The sequence below is a fragment of the Thermus altitudinis genome (assembly GCF_022760835.1).
In the GTDB taxonomy this organism is placed as follows: domain Bacteria; phylum Deinococcota; class Deinococci; order Deinococcales; family Thermaceae; genus Thermus; species Thermus altitudinis.
Genome location: NZ_JAKTNQ010000022.1, coordinates 1 through 25,708, shown reverse-complemented (window position 1 = coordinate 25,708; position 25,708 = coordinate 1). Strand labels below are relative to the sequence as shown.

The following is a 25,708-nucleotide window of genomic DNA, read 5'->3' as shown; positions in this document are numbered from 1 at the left end:
CCCAAGCGGGTGGCAAAACCCGGGGGGGTTCGCGCAAGCGCAAAAAGCAGCTAGGGGAGCTTGAAAACCCGGTTTTCCCTCTGCTTCACCCCCCATCTCCCCCGGGCCCTTTTGGGGGGTTCGCGCAAATGGCCCCTTGAGCCCCGTCCAGCACGTGCGCTAGAATGAGGCCGTCGCACTCGGGCTTCGGCCCGAGTGAGGATTGAAACCAGCAACGCCATCGCCGCTGGATACGTGTGGGAGAAGTCGCACTCGGGCTTCGGCCCGAGTGAGGATTGAAACTTTGGACGATGGCTACGAGGCCGTTGTAGACAGCGTCGCACTCGGGCTTCGGCCCGAGTGAGGATTGAAACAGGTAATTCAATAATGGGGCCTTGGACCGCTACCACGTCGCACTCGGGCTTCGGCCCGAGTGAGGATTGAAACCTTCCACCGGGCACTGCCCGGCGAAGACCCTAAAAGTCGCACTCGGGCTTCGGCCCGAGTGAGGATTGAAACCAGGAGTTCCCGGGCCCGGGGCTCCACGGAGGGAATGAGGTCGCACTCGGGCTTCGGCCCGAGTGAGGATTGAAACTTCCCCTTCTCCATTTGCCTGAGGATATTCAGGCGGTCGTCGCACTCGGGCTTCGGCCCGAGTGAGGATTGAAACCTTAGGTGCCTTCCCCGCTAAAGCATTTAGGACCTTGTCGCACTCGGGCTTCGGCCCGAGTGAGGATTGAAACCTGATGAACAACGCTCGGCCCTGGCGGTCAGCGAGGGTCGCACTCGGGCTTCGGCCCGAGTGAGGATTGAAACATATGCGTGGCGTACTGTTCCCGGAGCTCCTCCAGGCTGGTCGCACTCGGGCTTCGGCCCGAGTGAGGATTGAAACCTGGCCAGCTCCTGGACCATGGCCAGCTGATACTGTCGCACTCGGGCTTCGGCCCGAGTGAGGATTGAAACCCCCGTGGCCGCACGGGACGCACGGGCAGGGAGGTGGGTCGCACTCGGGCTTCGGCCCGAGTGAGGATTGAAACGCGCAAGGTACTGACTAGCCTGAGAAAGGCCCCCCGTCGCACTCGGGCTTCGGCCCGAGTGAGGATTGAAACTCCCTGAGGGGGAAGCCAAGGAGTACTGGGAGGAGGTCGCACTCGGGCTTCGGCCCGAGTGAGGATTGAAACAGCTCCGGGCGGGCGGGCTCCGGCTGGCCCACCACGTCGCACTCGGGCTTCGGCCCGAGTGAGGATTGAAACTAATACCGGTAGTGGGAATGTAGCCGTCCTCTATGTCGCACTCGGGCTTCGGCCCGAGTGAGGATTGAAACCCCGGTGTGGCCCCGATGACCAGAATAGAACCGGGTCGCACTCGGGCTTCGGCCCGAGTGAGGATTGAAACGTGATAGGGGCCCTGGTTTACGCTATCCGTGAAGGGGTCGCACTCGGGCTTCGGCCCGGGTGAGGATTGAAACTAGGGCGTGGGGAGTACCCGTGGGCGTACCGCAAGGTTGCACTCGGGCTTCGGCCCGAGGGGTGGAACCTCCGGGTGAAGGGAGCCCAGGTGCACCTGCGCATGCTACGTTTGTTGGGGGGGAACTTGGCCAGGAATGCCAGAGACCTGATGGGAGACTCTGCCGGTGGCCACTTACTGGTTGCTGGTGTAGATGGGTGCCGAGGTGGATGGTTGGTTGTGCTTTGGGATGGGCATGCCCACTGGGAATTCGCGCTCTACCCGGACTTTAAGTCTGTTCTAACCCATACCGAAGGGTGCGAGATGATTTGCGTCGACATGCCGGTCGGTCTACTTGACCAAGGCGTAAAGGGCGGAAGACAATGTGAACGATGGGCCCGTCAACTGTTGGGGTGGCCACGGAGTAGCAGTGTCTTCAGCGCTCCACCGCGGGCAGCCCTTAACGCAGAGACCTTTCATGAGGCTCAAAGGCTTAGTTATCCAGCGGGGTTGACAAAGCAGGTGTTCGCTTTGTTTCCGAAATTGCGGGAAGTAGATGCGCTGATGACGCCAGAACTTCAATCTCGGGTCAAAGAGACTCACCCCGAACTGGCCTTTTATGCAATGAATGGCAATCAGGCCATCCGGCACAGCAAAAAGACGAAGCGTGGTCAGGCGGATCGCCAAGCGTTGCTTGTGCAATTGGAGGGTTGGCCTCGGTGGTTCTCCGCCCACCACGGTCGGTGGTCAAGAGGCAGTGTGGTTCTGGACGACATTTTGGACGCAAGTATTGCTGCATGGGCGGCCCGGCAGATACTTGAAGGAAAAGCCAGTCGAATCCCGCCGAGTCCCCCGAAAGATTCCAAATGGTTGTACATGGAAATGTGGTACTAAGGCCTTACGGATGTACCACACCCCCTTGGCCTTTGGTGTACGACCCAGGCCACCGGGGTCTGGTGGCCGGGATGGCCGACTGCATGGCGTTGGTGCCTCCGGGTTTCTTAGCGCAACACGTTGTGACCGGGTACAATGACCCTGGTCATGAAGGTCTCCAAGTCCTACTTTAAGGCCCACGCCCTGGAACTCCTCCGCCGGGTGGAAACCACGGGGGAGCCCCTCATCCTTACCGATCGGGGCCGTCCCGTCCTGGAGGTGCGCCCCTACCGGGAGGGGGACCCCAGGGAGGGCCTCCTGGGTACCCTCCTCCATTACGAGGAGCCCACGGAGCCCACCGGGGAGGCCTGGGAGGCCTTGGGATGAAGGAGCCCCTGCTCCTGGACACCCACGCCTGGGTCTGGTACCTGGCGAGCCCGGAGGTCCTCCCCGAGGGCTTGGTGCGAACCTTGGACGAGGCCCGGGGGAGGGAAGCCCTCTACATCTCCGCCATCACCCCCTGGGAGGTGGCGGTCCTTTCCCGCAAAGGGCGCATTGCCTTTTCCCTGGAGCCCAGGCGTTGGCTGGCGGAGGCCTTGCGGGTGCGGGGGATCGGGGTGGTTCCCCTGGAGGCGGGTATCGCCGTGGAGGCGGCCTACCTGGAGCTTCCCCACCCCGACCCGGCGGACCGGTTCATCCTGGCCACGGCCCTCAGGCTGGGGGCGGTGCTGGTGACCAAGGACGAACGCCTGAGGGGCTACGCCAAGACCAGGAGCTTTTGGGGGTAGGAGGGGCTTCGGGAGAGAACTAGCGGCTGGCCAAGCGAGGAGTAGGGGATAGGGCTAGGGGGCCTCGAGGTGGGCCAGGTCCTGGGCTTCCTGGGGAAGGCCCTGAGGCCTTGGGCCTTGAGTAGATGGTGGAAGTGCCCCTCGGATACAGCAGGTGAACCCTGGAGGAAGAGCCTTAACACCAGCGCCTTCTCCAAGGGGTTCTCCCCCGGGCGGGCCGTGAGGCGCAGGGGAGGGCTTTCCAGGGGCCACCCCTCCCTTTGCTCCTCAGAGCCGGAGGCAAGCCCTTCCACCACCGGCGTGCCTTTGGGGAGGCCCCGCTCTTGGGGAAAGTCCGCCCGTGGTTTCCCAAGCAGCGCCGGTGAAGGAGGCCGTCTTTGGTCCGGGCCCTTCTCCTTGAGGCCCTCGGGGTCCCTTTGCGGCCGAGGAGGGGCTTTGGGGGATGGCGGTCCTCCGTCCACTGGAAGAAGGTGAGGAGGGTGTCCTGGGGTTTGTAGGCCCTGAGGAACCCTTCTTCCTGGAAGCCCTCCATGGCATCCCGGGGGCCGCCCTCTTGGGCGCAAGACGCCACCGCTGGTATCCTCTAGGGCAGGTGCTCAGGGGGTAGCCTTGAGGCCCTTCAGGAAGCGGTGAACGGCGAGGAGCCCTAGGAAGGCCTCCGCAGCTGGTTCCAAAGGGACCTCAGCGACCTGCACCCCCTTCCGCAGGACCACCACATACCCTCCCTCCACCGCAATCCCCTCCGCCTGCAGGGCCAGGGCATAGGCCCCCACCTGTAGGAGGTGCTCCGGATAGACCTGGGCGGAGGTCTTCAGGTCCACCACCACAAGCCTCCCCCCGAGACGGGCCACCAGGTCCACCCGCCCGGCGTAGCGGTGCTCCGGGTGGAAGAGGGCCTCTTCCGAGAGGTGGTGCTTGCCCCTGTTGTCCTCCCACCAGCGCGCCAGCTCAAGGGCCATGCTACAGCCGGCTCCTCCTCGTTCACCTGGGCCGGGCTTCCTTGGGACCGTGGTAAACCCTGGAGCTGAGCCGCTATAGGACCACGTACCACTGGCAAAGGGGGGCGGCAACAGAAGAGCTTGTCCTACCCCCACGAGAGGGTTAGGAGAACAATCGTGGGGTAGGAAAACCCCCGAGAGGCCGCACCCTACTCCGCCCTAGCAGAAGGGCGTAGCTTTTAGAGGACAGCCCGGCCCAACCCCCAGGCCAGAGCCTTCCGGGCTTCCTCCAGATGGCGGGCCAGAGGGCCCTATTGGCCCTCGCAATGCCTGCAGTTTTCCAGGAAACTTCCCCCTGCCGTCCTTCCTCAAAAGGCCGCGGGGGTTCAGGCCCTTGTTGTCCCAACGAATGGAGGCCCTGGCTCTTGTGGGGGCAAGAAAGGCCCGGGGCCGCGGGGCAGGGACCCCGCCTCGAGGGCCGCGGGCTGGGGACGGGAGGGAAAAGGGTTGGGACGTTCTTGCCCCCACGAAGAGGGGATTTGTCCGCTCAGGGGGCAAGGACGCCCTGCAACTAGGGGGGTCCCTCGAGACCCCCTCTCCACCGGAGCAACCAGGTATATGTGCTCTCCTCTAGGAGTTCACTAGACAAGGCCCTTTTCTACCCGTCTGATAGTCTGGTTCAATTCCCCTTTTTGCTCCTTGAGAATTTTGTTGACTACATCCCTAGCCGCTGACGCCAGTCGCTACCGCACCAACTTCCGGGAATTGGTCCAAAGGCTTTAGCAAGAGGGGTATGCAGGTGGGGTATTGCCCCAGTTCCCAGAGGATGGTTCCGTTTAGAGGAACCTCGGGATGTGCGGACGCTTTTCCACCTCACCCAAGCAGAGAGGGATGCCTTACAGGTTGCGGTGGAATGCACGGAAGGACTTACTCCCCTAGCCCAAAGGGCCCTGGAGCGCCTGAGTCGCAAGGGCTTCCGCTCCCTGCTTAGAAGACCCCCCTTTCGGATATTCAATGCATACCCCCTTGACAAGCCAAAGGAAAAGGGGGCGCTTGGTGAGCTGTGGAAGAACACCAGACGCCCCCTTCCATCCTACCCCTGCCCCTGGAGGAACTGGTCCCCCTGCTCCAGGCATGGCTCCAAGCCCGCTTGCCAGAAGGGGAGAGAAAACCCGGCAGGCCCAGGACCTTCTCCGACCTCAGCCTCTTTCTCTTCCACCTGGTCCGCGCCCTCCTGGGCTTCTCCAGCGAACGCATGCGCCGGGAACTGGCCCGCAACCCTAGGCTCCGCAAGCGCCTCGGTCTAGAGCGCGTTCCCTCCTCTGCCACCCTCAGCGAGCGGAGCCGGAAGCTACCCTGGCCCCTCCTGCGGGGAGGGAAGCGGGTGGGCCGGGGGAGGCGGGTGCTGGCCATGGACGCCACCCTTCTCCCCGCCCAGAGGTCGGATGGGGAGGCGGCTTGGGGCGTGGGCTCGGATGGGGGCTGGGTTTATGGGTACAAGCTCCACCTCCTCGTGGACCTGGACACGGGGGAGGTGCTGGCCCTACGGGTGACCCCGGCCTCATGACACGACTCCCCGGTGGGGCGGGGGATGCTCTGGGGGGTGGAGAGGTTTCCTGGGGAGAAGCCCCCCGTGGTGGTGGCGGACGCGGCCTACGAGGGGGAAGCCAACTTTCGGTTGACGAGGAGGCGAGGGATGCTTCTGGTGACGGGGCATAACCGGAGACGGGGAAGGCCAAAGGGGAGGGGGCGGCTTTTGAACCTGCGGCGGCGGGGGAGAGGTGCGTACCGGAGGCTTTTGGGGCGGCGGTGGGAGCTGGAGACGGTCTTTGGTCTGCTGAAGGGGCCGATGGGGCTGGTGGGGGCGGTGGGGAGGGTACGGGGGCTGAAGGCGGTGGCCCTGCAAGTGGAAGCTTGGGTGATGGCCTGGAGCGTGGTGGCCCAGCTTCTTGGGCAGGCGGGTCTGCCCATCACCCGGGTGTTGCGGGCGGTGGCGTGAGGTGAGTACGCAGGTGAATATCCGAAAAGGGGGAATAAAAAACTTCCACAGGGCTTCCGGGAGCAAGCCCTAGCCCCGGAAGCTCACCCCGCATCCGGGCCCTCCTCTTCACGAGGATGGCGACCGACATCGCCCCGCCACTCCAGGGCCACCACCATCTCGGGCGCATGCCCCCCTTGAGGATCCCGACCGACGATGTGCCCAAAGCGGGCGCCGACCTCTTCCAGCACCGCGTCAAATCGCCGGTAAGCTTCCTCTTCGCCGTCCAGGTCGACCTGGGCGAGGCGGCGGAGGACGTACCGGGGAAGGCGCTTGTACCGGCGGATGTCCTTGATCAAAGCCTCGAGGAGAGCCACCTTCGTCTCGTCTCCCAACCGCTTGCAGTGCACCTTGGCCGTGTTCAGGTTGCGGAGGGCTTTCTGTTCGATGGAGTTCGAAGGAAAAGGCTCGGGCTCGTTCCGGGAAAGCGCTTTCTCCAGCTCTCGGTAAGCTTCCCAGAAGCGCGGGCTGGGCTCCAGCCGCGGCGTTTCGGGCTCGGCCTTGGCCTCCCCCAGGGCTTCGGGAAAGGGCACGGGCTGGATCTTCCTGTCCCCTTCCCTCGCGTAGGCGTAGAAATCGAGGCCCTTCCGGGCCACGAGGAGCACCCGCTCCTCTCCGGGGCGCGCGGCCTTCACCCGGTTGGGCAGGCGGGCGATCCTCTCCTCTATACCAGGCTCGAGCGCCTTCACCCGCTCCCACTCCAGGCGCACCCAGGTGTCGAAGCTCTCCTCCTCCTCGGGAAGGTGGGTGAGCTTGCGGTAGACCATGGCGGGGCTCGGTTTCTCCTCGGAGGAGAGGATCTTGGCGTCCTCCCCAAGGGCCTTGTGGATCAGAAAAAGCTTGTGAGCGGCCACCTGGCTCGGGTCCACCACGCCCCTTCCCCTCTCTGTGGGAAAGAAGTGGTAGATGTGGAGGCTGTCGAAGACCTTCTGCCCGATGCGGTTGATCCGCCCCACGCGCTGGATCAAGCGGGTGGGGTTCCAAGGGATGTCGTAGTTGACCACGGTCCCCGCCCGGTGGAGGTTGACCCCCTCGGAAAGCTTATCGCTGGCGACCAATACATCGTAGTCGTCGCGCTGGCGTTCTTCAGGAACGGAGGCGTCGAAGTTGAGGACCGCCTCCCGGATCAGGTTCGCGCTTACCTGCCTTCCTACGGCGAGGACCCTGAGCCCTGAACCCCTCAAGCGTTCGGCGAGGTGCTCCACGGTGTCGGTGAACTCGGAGAAGACCACGACCTTGCGCTCGGGTTCTTTTTGAAGGCTTTCCCGGAGGAACCGCACGAGAGCCTCCGCCTTGGGATCCCGCTCGGGGTCGGCGAGCCTGAGCTTGGCGGCCTGGGCGTAGACGCGGGTGAGCAGGGCGAGGTCGTCCTCGATGTGGTGGAGGAAGAGGTCCTTTTGGGCGAACTCCTCCAGGCGGTACACCCGCTCCCGGCTTCGCTCCCCCCTGGCGATGGCCTCAGCGTCCTCCTGGAGGAGAAGCTCCAGGAACTCTTCCACCTCGATAGGCTCCTCCCCGGCCTCAAAGCGGGAAAGGAGCTTCTCCAGGCCGTCGCGCCCCAGGATGAAGTAGCCCGTTTCCTTGGCGAAACTGAGCGCCCTCTCATGGGCCTTCACGAGCCGCTCCACCGTGCGGACGAAGGCCCCGAAGGAGCTCTCGAAGCGCCGGACCAGGAGGCGGCGCATGAAGTCGGCGAGGTTCCGCTGGGACTCCACGGCGAAGAGCTTTTCCGGGGACTCCTCTACCTCCTCCTCTTCCCCGAAGAGCCCCTCCCGGTAGAGGGCGGGCTGGTAGATCGCCCCCTTGAAGGCCCCCTCGGGGCCGAACCACTCGTCCACTACCTGGTCGTAGAACGCCGACTGCTCGGGGGAAAGCTCGTAGAAGAGAGGCTTGGGGTCCTCCAGGCGGGAGAACTCCGGGAGGTGCTCCCGGTAGCGGGGATCCTTCACCAGGTCCAGCCGGTTGCGCCGCACCGTGACGGGGGCGAGGACCGAGCGGACCTCCCGGGCGACCTCCTCCAGGGCCTTTTCCACGAGCCTCGTGTCCACGGGAGGATCCCGGTCGAAGTGCGCCCGGTAGAGCCTCTCGGCCTTTTCCCGTCTCTTCCTGTCCCGGGAGCCGTGGTGGCGGAGGACGTAGCTGTAGGCCTTGAACCTCTCGGTGAGCTTGCGAAAGTACCCCTCGAGGTCGGAGGTGGGCCCCACCTTGGCGTTCCCGGGGACGGTGAAGAGTCTGAGGAGGGCGAAGACATCCAGGGGGTAGTTGTTGTAGGGCGTGGCCGTGAGGAGAAGGACCTTTCTGCCCGCGGTGATGGCCTGGAGCAGAGCGTAGCTCTCGGTGTCGGGGTTGCGGAAGCGGTGGGCCTCGTCCACGATGACGAGCTCCACGTCCTTGCCGGGACCCTGGACGAAGGCGAGGGCCTCGTCCAGCTTGCCCGTGGAGAAGGCCCTCCAGTCGTAGAGGCCGAAGTCCTCCAGGTACTTCAGCCAGCCGTACTGGCCGCTCTCCCCGATGAGGCCAGGCGGGGCGATGACGATTCCCCGCCCCCCGTGCTCCCGTGCCACGAGGGCGGCCACCACGGTCTTACCGAGCCCCACCACGTCGGCGAGGATGGCCCCGCCGTACTCTTCGAGGATCCTGAGGAGGAGCTCCACGGCGTCCAGCTGGTAGCGCAAGGGGCGGTACCCGACCCTCTCCAGGTAGAGCGCGGGGGCCTGCCTTTCCGGGAGGGCCTCCACCACGTCCAGGTAGCGCCTGAGGAGAAGGGCGTAGATCTCGAAGGGAGTGGGGAGGGCGGCGAGGGAGCCCCGCTCCACGACCTCCTCGAGGCGGAGGACGTCCTCGGGGCGGAGGGGGACGGCGCTTTTCCAGAGCTCGTCGAAGTAAGCCTCGGCCTCCTCGAAGCCGTAGTCCCCGATCTCCACGTTGAACTCGTGCTGTCCTCGGAGCCCGGCGTGGGTGAGGTTGGAGGAGCCGGTGATGAACTTCCCCGGGCTGCCGAGGAGCCTTTGTTGCGGGGCATCGACCTTGAACAGGTACAGCTTGGCGTGGTTGGGCTCCCGGGTCTTGCGGACCTCCAGCCGCCCTTCCTTGAGCAGCCGCAGGAAGAAGCGGGCTTGCTCTGGGAAGTCGGGCAGGTCCAGGCGGGGGTCCGAGAGGGCCTGGGCGAGCTCCTCCACCAGGGCCTGCACCACCTCGCGCCCCGTCCCCTGGAACCCCTTGGCCACCTCGATAAGCTCCCCCGCGTGGCGGTCCACCCCCATGCCCACCAGGACCTTAAGCCGGAGGTCCGGGTTGTCCTGGGCCACCTTGCGGAGGGGCTCGTAGAGCTCCTGCCATCCCGAGAAGTAGAAGAAGCCCACGAGGAACTTGAGCTCTTTGGAGAAGCTGATGAGCTCGGCGAGGCGGGCGGCGAGGTCCTTGGTGGAGTGGTTGGTGATGAAGCGGCTCATTTTCCTGCTTGTCTTAGCCTCTCATACTTATCGACCATTTCCGCCAGATTCTTCCGAATATTCGCTTCATTCGCGCATCGTATTTTTTTCTTGCCTTTGCCTTTTTCCAAAAGATACATCGTCAGATCCATATCTGGGGTGTCGGTAGCGTTGTCAAGATGTTGAAGAAGTGCTTCCAGATTTGTTTCTAGGCTGCGCATGAGATCAACTTGGAAGTACACAATATACATGGGTACACCGCGCGAATGATCCAATGACCCCAGCGGATACGGGCGTGAAGAGCGTCGTAGCAAGTTGTCAAGCCATTCCCCATACGGTTTCCCCTGAAATCTCTGCCATCTTTTCTGATATGCCTCTTTCTGCTCTTTTTTCGCGCTATTCACCATACACTCGTCAAGGCTCGCGTCTTTGAATACCAGTAAAATCGGTTCGCCCTTTAGCCGATGGATATCATAAAAACTCACTAACTCTTGAAGGTTGATCCCAGTATCCTCCCAATAGAACCTCTGGCACTTGTCTTTTACCTCCACCCAAAACCTTTTACCCGCATACTCGCAGTAGAGGTCTGGAGCAAGTGCCAAGCGATCCTCACTAAGTCGAACAGCAGGCGCCCCATTAATGCTCTCATCTGTGACATTCTCCGCGAAATCGCAGCTTACACCAGCCCTATCCAGTAGTTCCTTTAACGCCAGAACCAGATCGCGCGATCGCGTTACCGAGTCTTTTTTGGGTTGCCGCCCAGAACGCACGTACGTGGTCCTGTTATTCACGGGCATTTGTGTCCTCCTTACCCATCCTTCAGTTAAGTCCTACATCCTCGGTGTTTCCCCAAGGTATACTACCCAAGCTCTGTGCTCTAGCCGTTCGCTCCCAGACAAGGCGAGCGGTTTCCTGGTAAACCGCCTGGCGCTCCTTCTGGTCCAGGCCTAGGACATCAAAGATCAAATCGTCTAGCGCCTTGCGGTGAGGAATGGGGTTGGGGGTGTCGTCCCAGCTCCGCATTCCTAGCTCTTCCAAGAGGGGGCGGGTAGGTTGAGATGCAAATGTGGTCACAACCTCCACAAGGTGATGGCTTTTCTCCCCTTTCCACAGGGGAACCAAGATGCGAGAAATATCGGCTCCTTCGACCTTAATCGGACCGCTCCCCCCTCCGTAGCTCCTTCCCAAAAGTTCTTTCTGCAAAGCACCAAAAGTGCTCTCGAGGGCTGCGTAGATGAGGTAAGGAGAGAAACGCTTGTTCTTAGGCTCGATGCAAAAGAGGTTATTGTCTACCTCCACGCGCCTTTCGTTCAAGAAAATCTGGTGCCGGGTTGAACTGACCCTTGTGTATACAATAAGTTCTTTGCGACTGGCTCCGATTCGGTACCCAGCCTCACTCCCGGAAACCTCCCTCAGCGCGCTTTTGCCTTGATCTTTGCCATAGTTCACGTACGCGGTTGCGTGGGGGGGAAGGTGGTCGTCAAGCCAAAGAACCCGTTTCGGCAGAGAAGATGGGTTGATTCCGTAAGTTTTGGAGTGTTTGGGCGACACAATTACTGGCCGTAAGCAACTAGCTTCTAAATACCCCTCCCACCCCGCTCCATTTTTTACCGCTACCAGCGCATTCTCGGGAGGACGCTCTCCCCTCGCCCAGTAGGCGGCTTCTTCCTCCTTTGCAAGGGCTTCCTTGTGTACTTTCTCACACAGCGGGCAGACCGGACGGTAGGGAAGCACCTCGAGGTAAAAGAAGTCGTTCGCCCCGGTCTTGATCCCAAAGCGCACCTCGGCCACGTCCCCGAGCCGCACCAGCTTGTCTCCGGCTTTCTCCAGGACGCGGAAGTAGATGTCGGGGGCCCGCAGGTAGAGCCCGCCCCACTTCCCGCCCGAGTACTTGTTGCCCTTCTCAAGCCCCTCCTGAAAGAGCTCGGCGGCGGTCTTTGTCACCACCCTGGTGCTCTCGCCCTGACGGACCACTTCAGGAGCTTTCACCTCGACACCTCCTTAGACGCGAACCCTACCTGTCGGGAGGCCTCCAGCACCTCCTGCAGGAGGTCCACCTCCTCGAAGGGCTTCCGCACCGCCACGAAGAGGACAGGCCAGTCGGGGGGCACTTTTCTTTCGGGGTCCGGAGCGTGGGCCACGGTGATCGCCGTGTTCACGTCCGCCCGGAAGGAGCGCTTGACCCGGTTCTCGATCACGTAGCGGAGGGGAGCGGCCTCCAGGAAGACCCGTTGCAGCCAGGCCCCGTACTGCACGTCCAGCCAGGAGTTGGACACCACGAAGACGTGCACTCCTTTGGGGTGGAGGAGGGCCAGGGACCGCACGTAGAAGTAGGTGTACAGGTCGGAGCGGCCCGAAGGGGCGGGCGCCGTCTTTTCCGTGTAGGGGGTGGCGAGGAGGAGGTCCTCCTTCGCGGACCTCTGCAGGAGCCCCTTGTAGGCGCTGGGGTCGAAGCGACCGAAGAGGTCCCGGATCTCCTCCTGGCGCACGTACGGGGGGTTGCCGATGACGATGTCGAACCCCCCCTTGGGCCCGAGGAGGACCTCGGCGAAGTCCAGGAGGTAGAAGAAGGGGCGTTCCCTCTGCCTGAGGAGCTCCTCGATTTGGCGGTACCGTTCCTCGGTCTGCTCCGCTTCCCCCTTCACCAGAAGCCCCGGTTGCTGGCCCTTTCCCAAAAGGGCCCGCCAAGCGTAGGCCTCGAGGAAGGCCCGCTCCTTCTCCTCCACCTCCTCCCGGCTCACCCCCCGGTTGTGGAAGTAGTCCTCTTTGGCGGCCACCAGGGCCTCGTAAGCCTTGCGCACTTTCTCGTCCTTCAGCACCTCAGCCTTGGCGGGGAGCTTCACGGGGACGATCGTTTCTCCCAGGGTCTGGACCAGGGAGTCCCCGTGGGCCACCTTGAGGCCGAGGGAGGGGAGGAGGGGCTCCTTAGAGGCCTTGGCGCTGTCGGGGAGCTCCACGAAGTAGGCGAGCCAGAGCCTGAGCTCCGTCATCCACACCGCCCAGCCCAGGGCGTCCACCCCGTAGAGGTTCTGGAGGAGGCGCTTGCGGAGGTCCAGGGTGCGGGGCTCCCCGAGGTCCTCGAGGACCTCCTCCAGGACCTGGAGCATCCCCACGAGGAAGGCCCCGCTCCCCACGGCCGGGTCCAGAACCTTAGCCTCGAGGAGGCTCTGCTTGGCGAAGGCCCTTTCCTCCTTCGTGAGGGCCTCCACCTCCCCTCTCATGAGCCCGTAGGCCTTCTCCAGGGGAAGGCCCTGGCGGTGGAGGTGCTCGGCGAGGGCGAGGCGGCACATGAGGTCCACCTCCACCCGGGGCGTGTAGTGGGCCCCCACCTCGCCTCCCTTCCCCTCCACCCCGAGGTCGTTGATGAGACGCTCCAGGATGAGGCCCAGGAACTCGGGGTTGAGCTCCAGCTCCTCCTCGTAGCGGTCGTTCTCCTCCACCGTGAAGTTGTGGGCGAAGAGGAAGCCGAAGAAGTCCCGGACGGCCTCGTCCTTCAGGTAGAGGCCCCGGTCGTCCACGCCGGGCTTCGGGGAGAAGAGCTCGCCGTTCAAGTAGGGGGCTTCCTTCAGGGCCTTCTCCACCTCGGGAGGAAGGCCGAGGCCTGAAAGCTCCTTCTCACCGGGAGGGGCCTTGAGGGCGCGGAAGAAGAGGGGGGTGAGCCACTCGCGGTAGAAGCGGTCCTTTCCAAGGCCCACCGCCTTCTCGTAGCGCTTCAGGAGGTCCTGGAGGAAGTCCTCCCTTCCCCCGAGCCACCCTCGCTTCTGCACGAAGCCGAGGAAGATCACCCGGGCCACGAAGGCGAGGGCGAAGTCGCGCTTCTCTCCGGAAGAAGCCTCCCCCACCACCCCCCTGGCGAGCCTCTCTTCGAAGACCTCGATGAACTCCCGGTAGAACTCCTCGGTGACGGCCTCCACGCTGAAGATCTCGAGGAGTTCAGCGAGGGTCCCGGGCGGGTTTTCCGCCATGCGCCGGAGGCGCTGGAAGAAGGTCTTGTTGGGCTCCCCGGGGCGGGCGATGAGGCTGTGGCGCTTGTAGTGGGAGAGCTCGGGCTTCCTCGTTCCACGGTAGCGGGCGTGGACGAGGCTCAGACGGTAGGCGCCTTCCCCGTCGTAGAAGACGAAGAGCCCGGCGGAAAGCCCTCGCTCCACGAGGTAGCGGGCGGCGGGCTCCCAGTCCTTGCGGCGCTTTCTGGCGGCCTCCTCTACCCTCAGGGCCACCACGGGCACCTCGTCCTCGAGGTAGAGGTAGCCGAGGAGCTCGCCCGTGACCCCCCCGGGGAGGGAAACCGCCTCTTCCCGGGGGGCAAAGCTCCCTAAGGCGTCCAGGAAGCTGACGAGCCCTTCACGGCTGTAGGGAACGAGGTCATCACTCAGCAAGGCAAATCTACCTCCCTAAAAAATAGGCTCCCAAGGCCAAAAACCCCAGGATCCCTCCCAGGATAAAGATTTGCCTTTGTAGCCCCGTTATCTTCCGCATCATCTCCAGATGCCGCGCCAAGAGCTTCTGCTCCATGTGATTAACCTGCTGGCCCACCTCGTCCATCCGATCCTCAAGGCCCTTCATCCTCCCTTCCAGCTCCGCTTTCTGCTGACCTAAATGATCCTCAACACGGTCCAATCGCTTGAAGGTGAGGTGTTGGATTTCGCTAAGGCGATTCTGGGATTCCTTAAGGTGCTCGAGCACCTGCTCCTCCAGCTTCCGACGCCACTCCTCAATCCCACGACGGGATTCCTCCCATTCTTGCCGAAACCTGTCTAGGTCCTCGCCTCCTCGGGCAACGAGTTCTTGAAGGCCCTGGAGTCGTTCTTCTAAGCTTTGGTACGTCTTTTTGGCCGCCTCCAGTATCCCGGCAAGCTCTTCCGACACCTTCAGGGCTTGCCTAAGGCTCTTCCTATAGGCATCGACCTCTTGCTCCAAGAGCTCCAGAAAGTTTCTTTCCTCTTTCATTCCCTACCCCTGTAAGCTGGCTTCAAACCTTTCCTTGATCGATCTCAGCTGGGAAGAAGCCCCTTCCCGTTCCACCCACTCCGTCAGCTCGGAAAGAAGCTCTAGAGAAGCTAGACTCGCCGTAAGCCGAGCAGCCGGATCGTCATATCCCAGGCGCTTCCCTACCTCCTCATAAACCTGCTTTCGCTCCCGGTAGCCCCCAAGAGGGGAGTGGGCGAGAAGCACGCTTCCCAGGTGCTCCGGTCCCAACCTTCCAAGTTCGGCGAGAAAAGGACCGATCTCGTCGACAGAAAGGCCCTGCTTCAAGGCCTCAGAAGTCCCCCGCTTCAGGTAGAGAGCTCCTTGAGCGGGATCTTCGCGCCCCTTGAGGGCACCCGCCAGGAAGAAGGCTCCTAAACTCGTTCCTTCGCGCTCCAGGTAGTACTCGGAGCGGAGCATGACCGCTTGACTCAAGCCTCTCTCGCCCGCGGCGGAAAGAAGCAGATCGGCTTCCTCCTCCGACCAGCTCTGGAAAAAAGAGGAGAGCCGCCGAACGATCTCCTCGGGTTCAGCTTCCCTTGGGGGAACCAGCGCTCCAGGGACCGGGAAAGCCAAAGAGGGCTCACAGACATCGCAGAAGCCACAACGGTAATCGTCTGGTGGAAGCTGGTCGTCAAAGATGCTCCGAAGCACCAAGCGGCGACACCGGTTTCTCTCCGTGCTCAGGGCGTACTCGATGAGGTTCCGAAGCATCTGGATGCGCATGGGATAGACCGTCTCGTACACCCTCTCCAAAAGGATGCGGAGGGCTTTCTCTACAGGATCTAGTGGATCGCCAGCAGAAGCGCGGCGAAGAGGTTCCAACCTTTTCTCCATCACCTCTACCCCCAGCCGCGTTTCTGCCAGGAAAGCCCTAAGCCGTTCCTCAAAATTCCGACGGCTTATCTTAGGCGGGGGGAACCAAAAACGGAGGCGCCGCTGTGAGAGGTACTCTACGGTGTAAGCTTCTAAAAAGCCAATTTGCATGAGGCGCACGAGGGCATATTCAAAGCTGGTCAGTTCTTCCTCATGACCCTCCACCTCCACAAAGCGCTGCCCATCTGGTCCACCCTGCGAAGCGTGGTAAATCCTCTCGGCCACATTCATGGCCCTTTGCAAGGACTCCTCTACCCCGGGATAGCTCCCCTGAAGGAACTCAACCTGACGAGCATAGTCACAAGGAAGCGTCAGGCCGTAGGAGCAGGACCGGAAACGCCCGTTCGGAAGGCAAGGGGGTATCCCGTCTCCGCCTAGAACATGTTGTTCCAAGCACGACCGCGTGGGCGGTGTCAGGATCAAAGCGACATGCGCGTGCCTTCCATCGCGCCCCGCGCGCCCTGCCTCTTGGTAGTAGCCCTCGAGACCGCTGGACATGGCGTGGTGGATGATATAGCGAATATTCCGCTTGTCCACCCCCATGCCATAGCCCTTTGTCGCCACCAGAAGCGGAAAGCGGTTCTCCTGGAAGCGGTCCTGGACTTCTCGTACCCTATCTTCCCAGTCAAAGATGATCTTTGGTTTGACAAAGGAAGAACCGCAACTACGGCAAGTGTTTTTTCCCCGATCTGCAAACCACTCGCTAGAACCGCATGAAGGACATACAGCCGGCTTTTTACTTGCGTAAACGTGCACCTGATCGCCAGAAGCCAAGCCCTCTTTGAGGAGGAAGCTTCTTATCGCGTGGACACCCTCCTCGAAAGTCTTCTGCCCGCGAGGGTCGGCATAAATGGCAAAAATGACGCCGGCATGCGGGTACGAGGACTGCTTTGGCCTTCCTATAAGCTCCTTCCGTGGCACGCCCAGCGTCCGTGGAAGGATCTCGGTCAAGAGGTTTCTAAGAAGGTTCCTCTTTTGGTTCAGTCCGAGAGGAGCGGGATGGACAGAGAAACTCAGGTTGGGACGATCGCTACTGGCGAGTTGCTCCACAGCCCCCTCGGGGAGCCCCAGAACCCTCAGGATGTCCCTTCGAACGGGAGGAGAGGCCGTAGCCGTAAGCGCGATCAGGGGTAGCTTCCTCGGCGAAACCGCCTGGATCTCCTCGTAAAAGCCACGGATATGGAGATAGGCGGGCCGGAAGTCATGCCCCCACTCGGAGACGCAGTGCGCCTCGTCTACAGTTACCGCCGAGACAGGAAGGTTTCCCAGTTCCCTTCGGAATTCCTCAACGAACCCCTTGATGCGGATCCGCTCCGGGGAAAGGTACACAAGGCGGTAGCGCCCTTCCAACAAAGTCTTGGTCTTGCTCTCTTTGGCCGCGGCCTCGTCGTCGCTGGAAATCGAGGTGACCGCTGTGACGCCGATCCGCTGAAGGTTGTACACCTGATCCCGCATCAGGGCCCGAAGAGGAGAGATGACGATGTTCACCCCCGGGACGAGGAAGGAGTAAAGCTGGAAAATAAGAGACTTACCATAGCCCGTGGGCAACAGGGCAAGGCCGCTTTCTCCCCGTAGCGCCCGTTGCAAAAGGCGAAGTTGGGCTTCCTTGAGCTCTGGCACCGGGAAAAACTTCCGGGCGAAGAAGTCCAGAACGAGGGCAGAAGATGCCGTCCCGACAAAGGGAGGAGTCCAAGATCCTCGTTCCTCTTCGTATTCTGCTTGGAAAGCGTCGGCCTCGCGCGTTAGGGAAGCGATACGGTCCCAAGAGAAAACGTCAAGGGCCCCTTCTTCAGGAACTCCGTCGACAACTGAAAAGCCCTCAATCCGCCCAACCCAAAGCGGCAGGAGATCCCGGAAGGCCCTTGAAACGCTATCCACGTCTAGCCGATAAACGCGAACTTCCGGTAAGGGGAGGTCAACCCCGGCAAGCCGGCCCACGTTCAAAAGCGTGAAGTAAGCATCGGCGAAGGCCGCCTCCACCAAGGGGGTGGATGACTCTGGGTCCACAATTTGGACGGAACGTTCGCCCTCCCTGACCGCCTTTAAGAGGCGCGCAAAGGCCCCTTTCAGGGCGATGGGGTACCGCACCGGAAAGTCCACAAGCCAGTGGAGGGGCGAATAAGCGGGCCCCCTGGAAAGCCCCACCCCACCTTTCCTCAGGCAGCCCCCCAGGACTGGGTCGCTCTCGGCAAGCCTTATCAGGGCTTCACGGGCCTTTCCCGAGCGGATGTCGTCGTAGGCGATGGGAAAATACGCGACTCCCCGGAGCGTAAGCGACCGCTGACGGCTTTTTTCTCGCGCAAAGCGGTCCGGGCGCTCGTGGTAGCTCTTGCCTTCGATCTCTATGGCGTACGGCCTTTGACCGAAGAGGATGAAGTCAGCCCTGCGCTCTCCCCCCTCCTCGTCCAAGAAGCCCACCTGGGGCAACAAGAGGGCAAGCCCCTCGCTACCAAAGAGGGGAAGGTAAACCTCTTTTAGGAAGAGCACCTCGGCATAGTGCTCCTTCCCTTGAAGACGGTGCTTGCGCACGAAGTCGTCTAACGTTTCGACGGGAACGAACTCCCAGTCGTTCAAAGAAGCCCGAGATATGCGCTCATAAAGGAGCTCTTTGAGTCCTTCCTCTGAGGGCCACCAATGGGTGGCATAAGCGTAAGAGCGCCCCTCGTTTGGGGGCCGAGTAAGGAGAGCTTCTGCAAGATCGAACTCTAACCCAAACCGCTTCCCTACCGCTTGAAGGAGGGCCGTCTTGAGAGGAATGGGAAGAACCCCAAGGGGATCCTCAATCGTGGGGCCTTTAAACTCCGGCCCCAGGATCCGATAAGCCCAGTAGAAAACCCCTTCGTGGATCCTTAGCAAGACCGCCATACTGAACCCAGACGCGTTTAACCAAGCAGTTCCTTGAGCTCCGCTAAGAGCGCTTCTACCCTGGCCCGCTTTTCCGTGGGGAGAGCACTAAAATCCGTCTTCTTCAAGGCGTCGATGACGTCTCCATACCACGCCGCAGGAGCCTTCTCCAAGGCAGGCTTACGCGCGACCAGAACCTCCCGCACCCGGGCCTTCAGTTCCCGCAAGGAGAGGCCCGCCTTCACCTCCTCCAAGAGGGCCTTCCGCAAGGCCTCGTCTTTCACCTTCTTGAGCTCCAGGGCGGCGGTGTAAGGGATCGCCCCCTCCTCCAGAGTTGCCCTCAGGTCCTCGGGGAGGGAGAGGAGGGGGAGGCGGTGGCGGACGAAAGACTCCCAGGACATGCGGCCCAAGGCCTTGAAGAGCTCCTCCACTCTCCGGGCCTCGGGGCTGCCCGCAACGTTGCGGGCTGCCACCCCCCGCTTCTCCTTCCGCATCCGCTCGAGGAGCCCCACCACCTCCTCCACGGACCTCCCCAAGTCTTCCGATAGCAGGGCGAGGACCCCCACGGTCTCCTCGTAGGGGTTCAGGTCCTCCCGCTGGAGGTTCTCCACCAGGGCGAAAAGCCTCGCCTCCTTTTCGGAGAGCTCCACCACCCGCACCGGGACCTCGGAAAGCCCCGCCATCCGGGCGGCCCGGTACCGCCTCTCCCCGGCCACGATGGCGTACCTCCCGTCCCCCAAGGGCCGCACCAGGAGGGGCTGGAGCACGCCCTTTTCCCGGATGGAGTGGGCGAGGGCCTCGAGTCCCTCAAAGCGCTTGCGGGGCTGGGGAGAAGGGACGAGGGCCTCGAGGGGAAGCGTCTTCCCCCCAGCCTGGACCGGCTTCCCCTCCATCTCCTCCAAGGCGGAAAGCGCCCTGGCCAGGAAGGGGTCCATGGGGCTCGGCTTGCGGCTCATCAGGCCACCTCCTTGTGAAGCTCAGCCTTGACCTGCTCCAGGATCCCTTCCAGAAAGTCCCCGAGGACCCGCATCTCCCGCCGCACCTCTTCCCCGCCCACCGCTTGCACCGGAAGCCGTTGCACCTGGGCCTCCCGGTACACCGCCGGACGACGCACCAAGGGGGGTGCTAAGGGGATCCGCCCTCCAAGGCCCTCGAGCTGGGCCAAAACCTCCCGGTCCCGGACCGTCCCTTCCAGCCCGTTAGGGATGAGGGCGCGGACGAAGGCGCCCCCGCCCCACATCCCCAGAGAGGCCAACCCCTCGGCGTAGTCCTGGGCTACGGAAAGCACCGTGGGCAGGGCCTGAAGACCCTTGGGTGAGGCCTCCACGGGAACCAGGAGGCCGTCCCCGGCCATGCCCGCAACCCCGGCTAAGGAACCCAGAGAGGGCAGGGAGTCTACGAGGATGAGGTCGTACTCCTGCCGGAAGGCTTCCAGGGCTTTCCTCAGGGCGAACATCTTGTAGGGCTCCCGGATGAGGACAAGCTCGGCCCGGGCAAGTTCCACATGCGCGGGGATGAGGCTAACCCCCGGAAGCACCTCCCTCGGCCTGAAGCGTCCCTTACCCTCTAGGAGCCCGAGAAGGGTCTCCTCTACCGGAGCGTCCACGATGCCGAGCCAGGCGGAGAGGTTGGCCTGGGGGTCCACGTCCACGAGAAGAACGCGCTTGCCCCTAGAGGCCATCTCGTACCCCAGGTCCCGGGCCAGGGAGGTCTTCCCCGCCCCCCCGGCGTGGGTGAAGAGGGTGAGCACCACCCCTTCTCCCCCCGGGGCCTCCACCTCCTTGACCACGTACCAGTAGCGGCCAAGGCGCCGCGCGTTGAGTCTCCCCTCCTGGATCTGCTTGAGGGCGCCGGAGTAGGAGAGCCCCTGCTCCAGGGCCCAGTCCTTGAGGGGAATGAGGACGGTCTTCTTCATCTTGGAAGCAATATAACCCGCCTCACGCCGTGAGTCAAATCCCACAGCGGGTGTGTTCTAAATCACCCGGATAAGAGCCTTTCGGCCTCCCTGCCGTGGCCTCGAGGCCGGCGGGGACCACCCCCTCCTTCAGGAAGGATCGTCCCAGAGCCTGGCGGGCTTCGCCTTCCTCGCCACGAGCCGCCGGGTCTTCAAGCGGGCCTCCCCCTCCACATAGACCCCGCTTCCCACGGGGGGCAGGGCCTCCAGGAGGCTCAGGGGGGCCCAGAGGACGAGGGTGAAGGGCTCCTTGAGGCGCCCCTTGGGGTTGGGCCGCACCTCGAGGCCAAACCTCCCCTCCTCCCGGTCCACGAAGGCCACGCGGCCCTGGGCGGCCATCAAGGGGTGTCCCTTCCCGTCCCCCCTGGGAACCCCGATCCGACCAAGGCGAAGGGACTTCTCCAGAAGGCCCTGGCCGTTCGTGCGGGGCCAAAAGGTGCCCCGGATGCGCGCCCCCACCAGCTCGGCCATGGGCCGGCCCCGGTGGGCCCGGGGCAGGCGGAGGAAGCTCCCGTCCGGGAGGCGGAGGCGGTAGAAGGTGTAGACCTGGCCGTTCGGGGCCTGGCTTTCCTTCACGAAGACCTGCCCTTCCGCGACCACCACGGCGGCGTAGTGGGCGCCAAACCTTAGGGGAACCCGACTCAGGGAAGGTGAAAGGGGCGTCGTGACCATTCCCCTCTACCCTAGCACACGCGCCTGGAGGACGCTCTCCCGGTCCACCAGGTAGGCCACCCCGTCCACTTCCACGAAGGCCTTGGCCCCGCCCCCGGTCCACCCGGCGAAGTACCCCCGCCTCCCGTCCGGGAGGAGGAGGAGGGCGTCCTTAGGCACCTCTTCGGGCGGGGGCGGGGGAGGGAAGGAGCGCTCGGGCGGGGCGAGGTCCTGGAGGAGACGGTCCAGGTAGGCCGCCGGGTAGCGGACCGCGCCGAGGCGGGCTCCCTTCAGGGTGCGGTCCAGGGCCTGGAGGAAGGCCTCCCCCAGGGGCAGGGCCTCCCGCTCCAGGCGCTCCAGGTAGGCCCGCCAAAGCCCCCCGTGGGCGAAGCCCGGGCGGAAGACCCGGTAGAAGTCCACCCAGAGCCCCGCTTCCTTGAGGCGGGCCTGGAGGCGGTACTTCGTGCCTTCATTCACGAGCACCGGGGAAGATCCAGAAGGGGAAGGGGAGGCCGGAGACGGCGAAGGAACCAGGAAGGTCGCCCGCTCTCCTCCCTCTGAGGGAGAGGCGGAAACCGCTCTTTCCTCCGGGGCTTTGCAGTCAGCCTCTACCTCTTCAGCCTCCTCCGCCTCCGCCGCTTGGGCGTGAAGATGAGGAGGATTTTTTTCTTCAGTAGTTGTTTCTTTTTCCTTTATTTCCCGCACCGAGAGAAGCCCGTCCTGGAGGGCGTTTTCCTCACCCGTGCCTTGCAAAGCTTGCAAGGGGGTCTGCACGGCGTGCACGGGGGCCTGCAGGTCCTGCCCGGGCGGGGCATCGGAAAGCCACCACCCCGTGGCGTCCCGCTCCACCAGGCCCTTTTCCCAGAGGGCGAGCAGGGCCTTCTCCACCGTGCGGGGGTCCCGCCGGAGGAGGAGGGCCAGGTCCTTGGTGGAGGCCTTCTTGTGGTGGAGGTTCCTGCGGGTGGCGAGGGCGAGGAAGACCGCGAACTCCCGGTCGGAGAAGCCGCTGCCGAAGAGCTTGTTGAGCAGGGGGTTGGGGATGAGGGTGAATCCGTTTGGCGATTCCAGATGGGTCCAGCCGATTCGCGCTCCCACGGTTGCCTTCTGGGCCGCTTACCCCCGGCCCTAGGGCCCGTGGGGCTTCCACCCGGGTTGACATTTTCCCTTCCGCTTGGTACCCTCGGATTAGGGGATCTCGAGAGTACCAAGATGCTTGCGGTGAAGGGATCGGGGGAAACCCCGGTCTTCCTGCTTTTACCTACCGCTACGCGTCCTTAGGCGACCTCTCACCTCCTTAACCCTGGAGTTTAGCACGTCCCCCCAGAGTTGGCTAGCCACAACCGGAGGTTAGCATATATCACCGGTTTTGGCAATACCTGGCCTTTACAGCACCCGCCACCCCCGCACCAGGCCCAAGACCTCGGGGCGCTCCTCCCTGAGCCAGAGGGTGGGGAGCTCCGGGTGAAGGGGGTAGAGGGCCAGGGGGTCCCTCTCCAGAGCCTCGTGGGGGAAGAAGGCGGCGTGGCCCTGGGCCTTCCCCAGGTAGACGGCCTGGGGCTGGAGAAGAGGCCTGAGCTCGGTGAGGACCCAGACCCTCCGGGCGGTGGGGAAGGGGACGTCCAGGGTGGCGAGCCACCTCCCTGGGACCTCCAGGAAGGCCAGGAACTCCATCACCGCCCCCCGGGGAAGCTCGGCCGGGGCGAGGAAGGCCCGGGAGGCGGGCTTGCCTTCCTCCAGCTCTTTGGGAGAGGTGTAGACGGGAAGGGTGAAGGGGACGAAGCCCAGGTCGTCCCCGGGGACATCCTCCCCCATGACCTGGGAGAGGGTGAGGCCGAGGGCCCTGGCGAGGCCCACCAGGTACTGGGCGGAGAGGGTCTTGGGGTCCACGGCGCCCCGCTCGATCTTGGCCATGAGGCTGGTGGAGAAGCCCGCCATGCGGGCGAGCTCTTCCTGGGTAAGGCCAAGCTCCCGCCGCCTCTCGCCGATGCGGAGGACGTGGCGGGGAAGGGGTCGTTTGCTGGTGCGCGGCATGACCACACGATACGGCCTGTCCTCTTCTGGCGCAACGGCAATTCTGGGAAGCGGTTGGGGCATAGCGCTTCCCGTGCGGGCGCAAGGGGGGTTCGTGCAGATTCTTCCGGGTAAACTGGCCCCGGTGGAACTGGCTTTCGCGATCTACGCGGACGAGTACGGGGAGACAAGGTCGCCTTTTTGCCCGGGACGTGACCTCCGAAGTGTTCGCCCTTTTGAGGGATCCAGCTTCGTGGGAGCAGCTTTGGATCTTTCCCTAACGTACTAAGCCCGGGGAAACCCCGGGCCCAGTCCCTAGTTAACAGGGTGGCCGAGAGGGAAAGCCTTGTCAACGAGGTGCGGGCTTGCCTAGCAAATCGCCTTGTACCCCGGAGGGGGCGGGAGGAGGGAGAGAAGAACCCTAAGGCCGTAAGCGATGAGCTCCAAAAGCGCTCGCGCCCCGAAGCCGGATAACCGGCCGCACCTCCGCTTGAGGAGTGGGGCCAGATAACTCTTTCCCCGTCAGGAGAACACTTTGCGGGCGTGGTCGTAGCGCCAGGAGCGGCCCCGCTTGCCCTTGGGGGTGGGCGGGGCCACCTCCTGGGCCAGGCGCAGGCAGTGTTCCAGGACCTCCTTGGGGCTTGCCTCCCGGCAAACGAAGCCGCGCTTGCCCATCGGGGCGCGAGTATACGCCCGTCATCCCGACCTTTGCAAGGCAAGCCCGGGCAGACTTGACCGTTATGCCGCATAGAGCCCCAGGAACCTGAGGGCGGAGAGGGGATGGAAGGAGAAGGTCTCCAGGGCCGCTTTCAAGGTACGCTGGCGCGTGATCTTCTCCCGCATCCCCCTGCGGTGCAGCAGGGACACCAGAAAGGCCCGGAGGGCGGCCAAGACCTGCGCCCCCACGTTCCGCACCTGGCAGGCGTCCTCATAGAGGAGGACGTCCCGTACCCAAAAGGACCGGTTCTCCATCTTCCACCGGGAAAGGAGAAGCTCCCCAAGCCGCCTCGCGTCTGCTTCCTCGGTCCCCAGGCTGGGGAGGGCGTAGCTCGCCGCGCGCCGTACTTCCCCCGTCCCCTTGTACACCCCACATTCCGCACCCCCTTTACTCCAGCAGGTAATGAGGGTGTCCAGCATGCGGCCCATGCGGTCGTCGTTGAGGAGGCCTGGGGTGACGCCCTTTCCCAGAAGCCACTCCGTGGGCTTACCCTCCCAGTAGTGGCCGAAGAGGTAGAGGGGAGAAGAGACAAAGCCTAGGGCGTTCATAATGGCCGCTTACAAGGTAGCCCCTTCGGGGCTGACCAGGGCCACCCCCGTGCTCACCTTTTCCCCCGGGCGGGGGCCCACCCGTTCGTCCACCAGGGGGACCAGCCCGATACGGTCCACGGTGCTGGCCACCAGGCCCAGGTGGCCGAGGTCGTACACCCGCAGATCGGGTGTGGCTTCCATCCCAAAATCCTAAGGCCAGGGGAGGAGGGATGCGGAATGTGGGTTGAAGGCCGTCGTAAAGGTCCCCCACCGGGAGCCACGCGGCCCTGGCCAACCGCTCACCAGCAAGGGCAGTGTGGCCGGATAGACCCGGGCCGCGAAACCCGAGGGCGGGCGCTTACCTCCTCCAGAGCCGCTCCATCATCGCCCCAAGGGGAGCGGCGAAGACTCCCTCCCCCAACGGGGAAGGTCTCCCCTCCCGGGTAAATCACGAAGGCCTCCTGGGGCTTGAGGTCCTTCAGCGCCTCGTGGAACCCCCGGGAAGGCCGGGGATCAAGGCTCCGCTTGACCTCCACGGCCCAGAGCCTCCCCCCGGGCAGGAGGAGGACCAGGTCCACCTCCGCCCCGGCCCGGGTGCGGTAGAAGTAGGCCTCGCCCCCCTCGGGAAGCACCTGGAGGAGGTTCTCCACCACGAAGCCCTCATAGCTCCTCCCCACCACGGGGTGGGCAAGGAGGTCCTCCAAAGTGCGGAGCCCCAGGAGGGCGTGGACCAGACCGCTGTCCCGCAGGTAGAGCTTGGAGCTTTTCACCAGGCGCTTCCCCACGTTGGCCTCAAGGGGAGGCAGGCGCCTCAGCAGGTAGAGGTCCACCAGAAGCCGGAGACCTTTAAGCTCCTGGCTTGTGACCGAGGGGCCCAAAAGGAGCTGGTGGACCTCCTTGAAGGAAACGCGAAGGCCAACTCTAGAAGGGCAGATACAGGATGGCGTTCTCCAGCTCCCCAGGTCGCGCGGCAGTCAGAAGGAGCTCCAGATCCTCCAAGATCCGGCCCACGCCGACCCCCCGGCGCAAGAGGATGAGCCCAGACATGGGCCTGCCCTCCTCTATGCGCCGCGCGGCCTCGGCGCTCAGGGTGGCGTGGTCCCTGGACACCAGCACCCGTCCTTCCCGGGCGGCCCACTCCAGGACCTCAGCGTCTGATCTCCCCCCAAGGCCCACGTCCACTACCCGAACCACGTCTAGCCCGGGGTGGCGCCGCTTCAGGCCCAGGAAGAGGGCCCTTTCCACGTTCTCGTCCAAAAGGAGCTTCACGCCCTACCCAGCCGGGCGAGAAGGGCCTTGGGGAAGTGGACCCGGGCCCGCTCCTCCGCCTCCAGAGCCGCCCTCTTCGCCCTCTCCCGGTAGGCGGCCACCTCCTCCGGGTGGCGCAGAGCCCAAGCCAGGACGGCGTACACGTCCGCAAGGCTTAGGCTGGGGTAGGCCAGGACCATCTCCTCGGGGGAGAGCCCCCCCTCGTAGGCGTCCAGGAGGTCTTCCAGGTAGACCCGGGTGCCCTCTACCCGGAGGCCTCCGGCCTCGTCCGCCACTAGGGGGATCCGCTCGGTCAGGACCATGCGCCCCTAAGTATACTCAGGAGCCGCCCCGCGCGCCTAGACTGTGTAATCGGTCAATACATCTGAGACTGGGGGACCGACTCCGCTTGCATTTTA

Annotated in this window: 19 protein-coding genes, 3 pseudogenes and 1 CRISPR repeat array; of the genes and pseudogenes, 4 read left to right on the top strand and 18 right to left on the bottom strand. The window is 63.5% G+C overall.

Annotation, left to right across the window (positions count from 1 at the left end; all coding sequences use genetic code 11):
- Positions 1-172: 172 nt before the first annotated feature.
- A CRISPR array of direct repeats spans positions 173-1,447; the repeat unit is 37 nt; unit sequence GTCGCACTCGGGCTTCGGCCCGAGTGAGGATTGAAAC.
- 101 nt (positions 1,448-1,548) lie between these two features.
- The 3 genes from L0D16_RS08615 to L0D16_RS08605 all read left to right on the top strand — a co-directional run bounded on the left by L0D16_RS08615 (position 1,549) and on the right by L0D16_RS08605 (position 3,086).
- The gene (locus L0D16_RS08615; RefSeq protein WP_341474621.1) at positions 1,549-2,319 is read left to right on the top strand and encodes a DUF429 domain-containing protein; all 771 of its coding nucleotides are present in this window, start codon (positions 1,549-1,551) and stop codon (positions 2,317-2,319) included.
- 135 nt (positions 2,320-2,454) lie between these two features.
- Positions 2,455-2,685, top strand: a complete 231-nt coding sequence (locus L0D16_RS08610) for a type II toxin-antitoxin system Phd/YefM family antitoxin (protein ID WP_341474620.1) — start codon at positions 2,455-2,457, stop codon at positions 2,683-2,685.
- Positions 2,682-3,086: a type II toxin-antitoxin system VapC family toxin gene (locus L0D16_RS08605; protein WP_243031427.1), complete on the top strand. Its 405-nt coding sequence runs from the start codon at positions 2,682-2,684 to the stop codon at positions 3,084-3,086. Before L0D16_RS08610 ends, L0D16_RS08605 begins: the two co-directional genes overlap by 4 nt.
- A 596-nt stretch (positions 3,087-3,682) precedes the next feature.
- Here the strand turns inward: L0D16_RS08605 and L0D16_RS08600 are convergent.
- Positions 3,683-4,045 (bottom strand): CRISPR-associated protein Cas4, encoded by a 363-nt coding sequence (locus L0D16_RS08600; RefSeq protein WP_243031425.1) that lies wholly within the window; start codon positions 4,043-4,045, stop codon positions 3,683-3,685.
- 1,234 nt (positions 4,046-5,279) lie between these two features.
- Here L0D16_RS08600 and L0D16_RS08595 point away from each other — a divergent pair.
- Positions 5,280-6,023: pseudogene (locus L0D16_RS08595) on the top strand (transposase).
- Positions 6,024-6,106: 83 nt separating this feature from the next.
- Here L0D16_RS08595 and L0D16_RS08590 read toward each other — a convergent pair.
- The 17 genes and pseudogenes from L0D16_RS08590 to L0D16_RS08505 form a co-directional block, all read right to left on the bottom strand.
- Positions 6,107-9,514, bottom strand: coding sequence for a helicase-related protein (locus tag L0D16_RS08590; protein WP_243031423.1), 3,408 nt, complete (start codon positions 9,512-9,514; stop codon positions 6,107-6,109).
- The gene (locus tag L0D16_RS08585; protein ID WP_243031422.1) at positions 9,511-10,290 is read right to left on the bottom strand and encodes a hypothetical protein; all 780 of its coding nucleotides are present in this window, start codon (positions 10,288-10,290) and stop codon (positions 9,511-9,513) included. The genes L0D16_RS08590 and L0D16_RS08585 overlap by 4 nt, the downstream gene beginning before the upstream one ends.
- Positions 10,291-10,312: 22 nt before the next feature.
- The gene (locus L0D16_RS08580) at positions 10,313-11,482 is read right to left on the bottom strand and encodes a hypothetical protein (protein ID WP_243031420.1); all 1,170 of its coding nucleotides are present in this window, start codon (positions 11,480-11,482) and stop codon (positions 10,313-10,315) included.
- Positions 11,479-13,869, bottom strand: a complete 2,391-nt coding sequence (locus tag L0D16_RS08575) for an Eco57I restriction-modification methylase domain-containing protein (protein ID WP_243031418.1) — start codon at positions 13,867-13,869, stop codon at positions 11,479-11,481. Before L0D16_RS08575 ends, L0D16_RS08580 begins: the two co-directional genes overlap by 4 nt.
- A 7-nt stretch (positions 13,870-13,876) precedes the next feature.
- Positions 13,877-14,440 (bottom strand): AAA family ATPase, encoded by a 564-nt coding sequence (locus tag L0D16_RS08570; RefSeq protein WP_243031417.1) that lies wholly within the window; start codon positions 14,438-14,440, stop codon positions 13,877-13,879.
- Between the two features lie 3 nt (positions 14,441-14,443).
- Complete coding sequence (locus L0D16_RS08565; RefSeq protein WP_243031416.1) at positions 14,444-18,199, bottom strand: RecQ family ATP-dependent DNA helicase; 3,756 nt, start codon at positions 18,197-18,199, stop codon at positions 14,444-14,446.
- A gap of 17 nt (positions 18,200-18,216) precedes the next feature.
- Complete coding sequence (locus tag L0D16_RS08560) at positions 18,217-19,134, bottom strand: ParB/RepB/Spo0J family partition protein (RefSeq protein ID WP_423247864.1); 918 nt, start codon at positions 19,132-19,134, stop codon at positions 18,217-18,219.
- Positions 19,134-20,093 (bottom strand): ParA family protein, encoded by a 960-nt coding sequence (locus tag L0D16_RS08555; RefSeq protein WP_243031413.1) that lies wholly within the window; start codon positions 20,091-20,093, stop codon positions 19,134-19,136. Before L0D16_RS08555 ends, L0D16_RS08560 begins: the two co-directional genes overlap by 1 nt.
- 129 nt (positions 20,094-20,222) lie before the next feature.
- Positions 20,223-20,804: a hypothetical protein gene (locus L0D16_RS08550; RefSeq protein ID WP_243031412.1), complete on the bottom strand. Its 582-nt coding sequence runs from the start codon at positions 20,802-20,804 to the stop codon at positions 20,223-20,225.
- A gap of 6 nt (positions 20,805-20,810) precedes the next feature.
- Positions 20,811-21,878 carry a replication protein gene (locus L0D16_RS08545; RefSeq protein ID WP_243031411.1) on the bottom strand — a complete coding sequence of 356 codons (1,068 nt, stop codon included), beginning with the start codon at positions 21,876-21,878 and terminating at the stop codon, positions 20,811-20,813.
- Between the two features lie 288 nt (positions 21,879-22,166).
- Positions 22,167-22,814, bottom strand: a complete 648-nt coding sequence (locus L0D16_RS08540) for a helix-turn-helix domain-containing protein (protein ID WP_243031410.1) — start codon at positions 22,812-22,814, stop codon at positions 22,167-22,169.
- A 348-nt stretch (positions 22,815-23,162) separates the two neighbouring features.
- Positions 23,163-23,252, bottom strand: a pseudogene (locus L0D16_RS08535) (IS5/IS1182 family transposase); the annotation flags it as partial.
- 63 nt (positions 23,253-23,315) lie between these two features.
- A complete protein-coding gene (locus tag L0D16_RS08530; RefSeq protein ID WP_014632315.1) occupies positions 23,316-23,468 on the bottom strand; it encodes a hypothetical protein in 153 nt (50 codons plus the stop codon).
- A 360-nt stretch (positions 23,469-23,828) separates the two neighbouring features.
- A pseudogene (locus L0D16_RS08520) lies at positions 23,829-24,242 on the bottom strand (DUF4277 domain-containing protein); the annotation flags it as partial.
- A gap of 98 nt (positions 24,243-24,340) precedes the next feature.
- On the bottom strand, positions 24,341-24,919 hold the full coding sequence (locus L0D16_RS08515; protein WP_279231285.1) for a DUF4143 domain-containing protein: 579 nt from the start codon (positions 24,917-24,919) through the stop codon (positions 24,341-24,343).
- Positions 24,920-24,962: 43 nt separating this feature from the next.
- Positions 24,963-25,310: a DUF5615 family PIN-like protein gene (locus tag L0D16_RS08510; RefSeq protein WP_014632318.1), complete on the bottom strand. Its 348-nt coding sequence runs from the start codon at positions 25,308-25,310 to the stop codon at positions 24,963-24,965.
- Positions 25,307-25,612 carry a DUF433 domain-containing protein gene (locus tag L0D16_RS08505; RefSeq protein WP_014632319.1) on the bottom strand — a complete coding sequence of 102 codons (306 nt, stop codon included), beginning with the start codon at positions 25,610-25,612 and terminating at the stop codon, positions 25,307-25,309. Before L0D16_RS08505 ends, L0D16_RS08510 begins: the two co-directional genes overlap by 4 nt.
- Positions 25,613-25,708: the final 96 nt, after the last annotated feature.

Bases quoted from the DNA above. Each gene is read 5' to 3' on its own strand.
- L0D16_RS08505 (WP_014632319.1), bottom strand. From the start codon at position 25,612: ATGGTCCTGACCGAGCGGATCCCCCTAGTGGCGGACGAGGCCGGAGGC.
- L0D16_RS08555 (WP_243031413.1), bottom strand. From the start codon at position 20,093: ATGAAGAAGACCGTCCTCATTCCCCTCAAGGACTGGGCCCTGGAGCAG.
- L0D16_RS08560 (WP_423247864.1), bottom strand. From the start codon at position 19,134: ATGAGCCGCAAGCCGAGCCCCATGGACCCCTTCCTGGCCAGGGCGCTT.
- L0D16_RS08540 (WP_243031410.1), bottom strand. From the start codon at position 22,814: ATGCCGCGCACCAGCAAACGACCCCTTCCCCGCCACGTCCTCCGCATC.
- L0D16_RS08565 (WP_243031416.1), bottom strand. From the start codon at position 18,199: ATGGCGGTCTTGCTAAGGATCCACGAAGGGGTTTTCTACTGGGCTTAT.
- L0D16_RS08610 (WP_341474620.1), top strand. From the start codon at position 2,455: ATGACCCTGGTCATGAAGGTCTCCAAGTCCTACTTTAAGGCCCACGCC.
- L0D16_RS08590 (WP_243031423.1), bottom strand. From the start codon at position 9,514: ATGAGCCGCTTCATCACCAACCACTCCACCAAGGACCTCGCCGCCCGC.
- L0D16_RS08570 (WP_243031417.1), bottom strand. From the start codon at position 14,440: ATGAAAGAGGAAAGAAACTTTCTGGAGCTCTTGGAGCAAGAGGTCGAT.
- L0D16_RS08600 (WP_243031425.1), bottom strand. From the start codon at position 4,045: ATGGCCCTTGAGCTGGCGCGCTGGTGGGAGGACAACAGGGGCAAGCAC.
- L0D16_RS08605 (WP_243031427.1), top strand. From the start codon at position 2,682: ATGAAGGAGCCCCTGCTCCTGGACACCCACGCCTGGGTCTGGTACCTG.
- L0D16_RS08585 (WP_243031422.1), bottom strand. From the start codon at position 10,290: ATGCCCGTGAATAACAGGACCACGTACGTGCGTTCTGGGCGGCAACCC.
- L0D16_RS08550 (WP_243031412.1), bottom strand. From the start codon at position 20,804: ATGGTCACGACGCCCCTTTCACCTTCCCTGAGTCGGGTTCCCCTAAGG.
- L0D16_RS08615 (WP_341474621.1), top strand. From the start codon at position 1,549: ATGCTACGTTTGTTGGGGGGGAACTTGGCCAGGAATGCCAGAGACCTG.
- L0D16_RS08530 (WP_014632315.1), bottom strand. From the start codon at position 23,468: ATGGGCAAGCGCGGCTTCGTTTGCCGGGAGGCAAGCCCCAAGGAGGTC.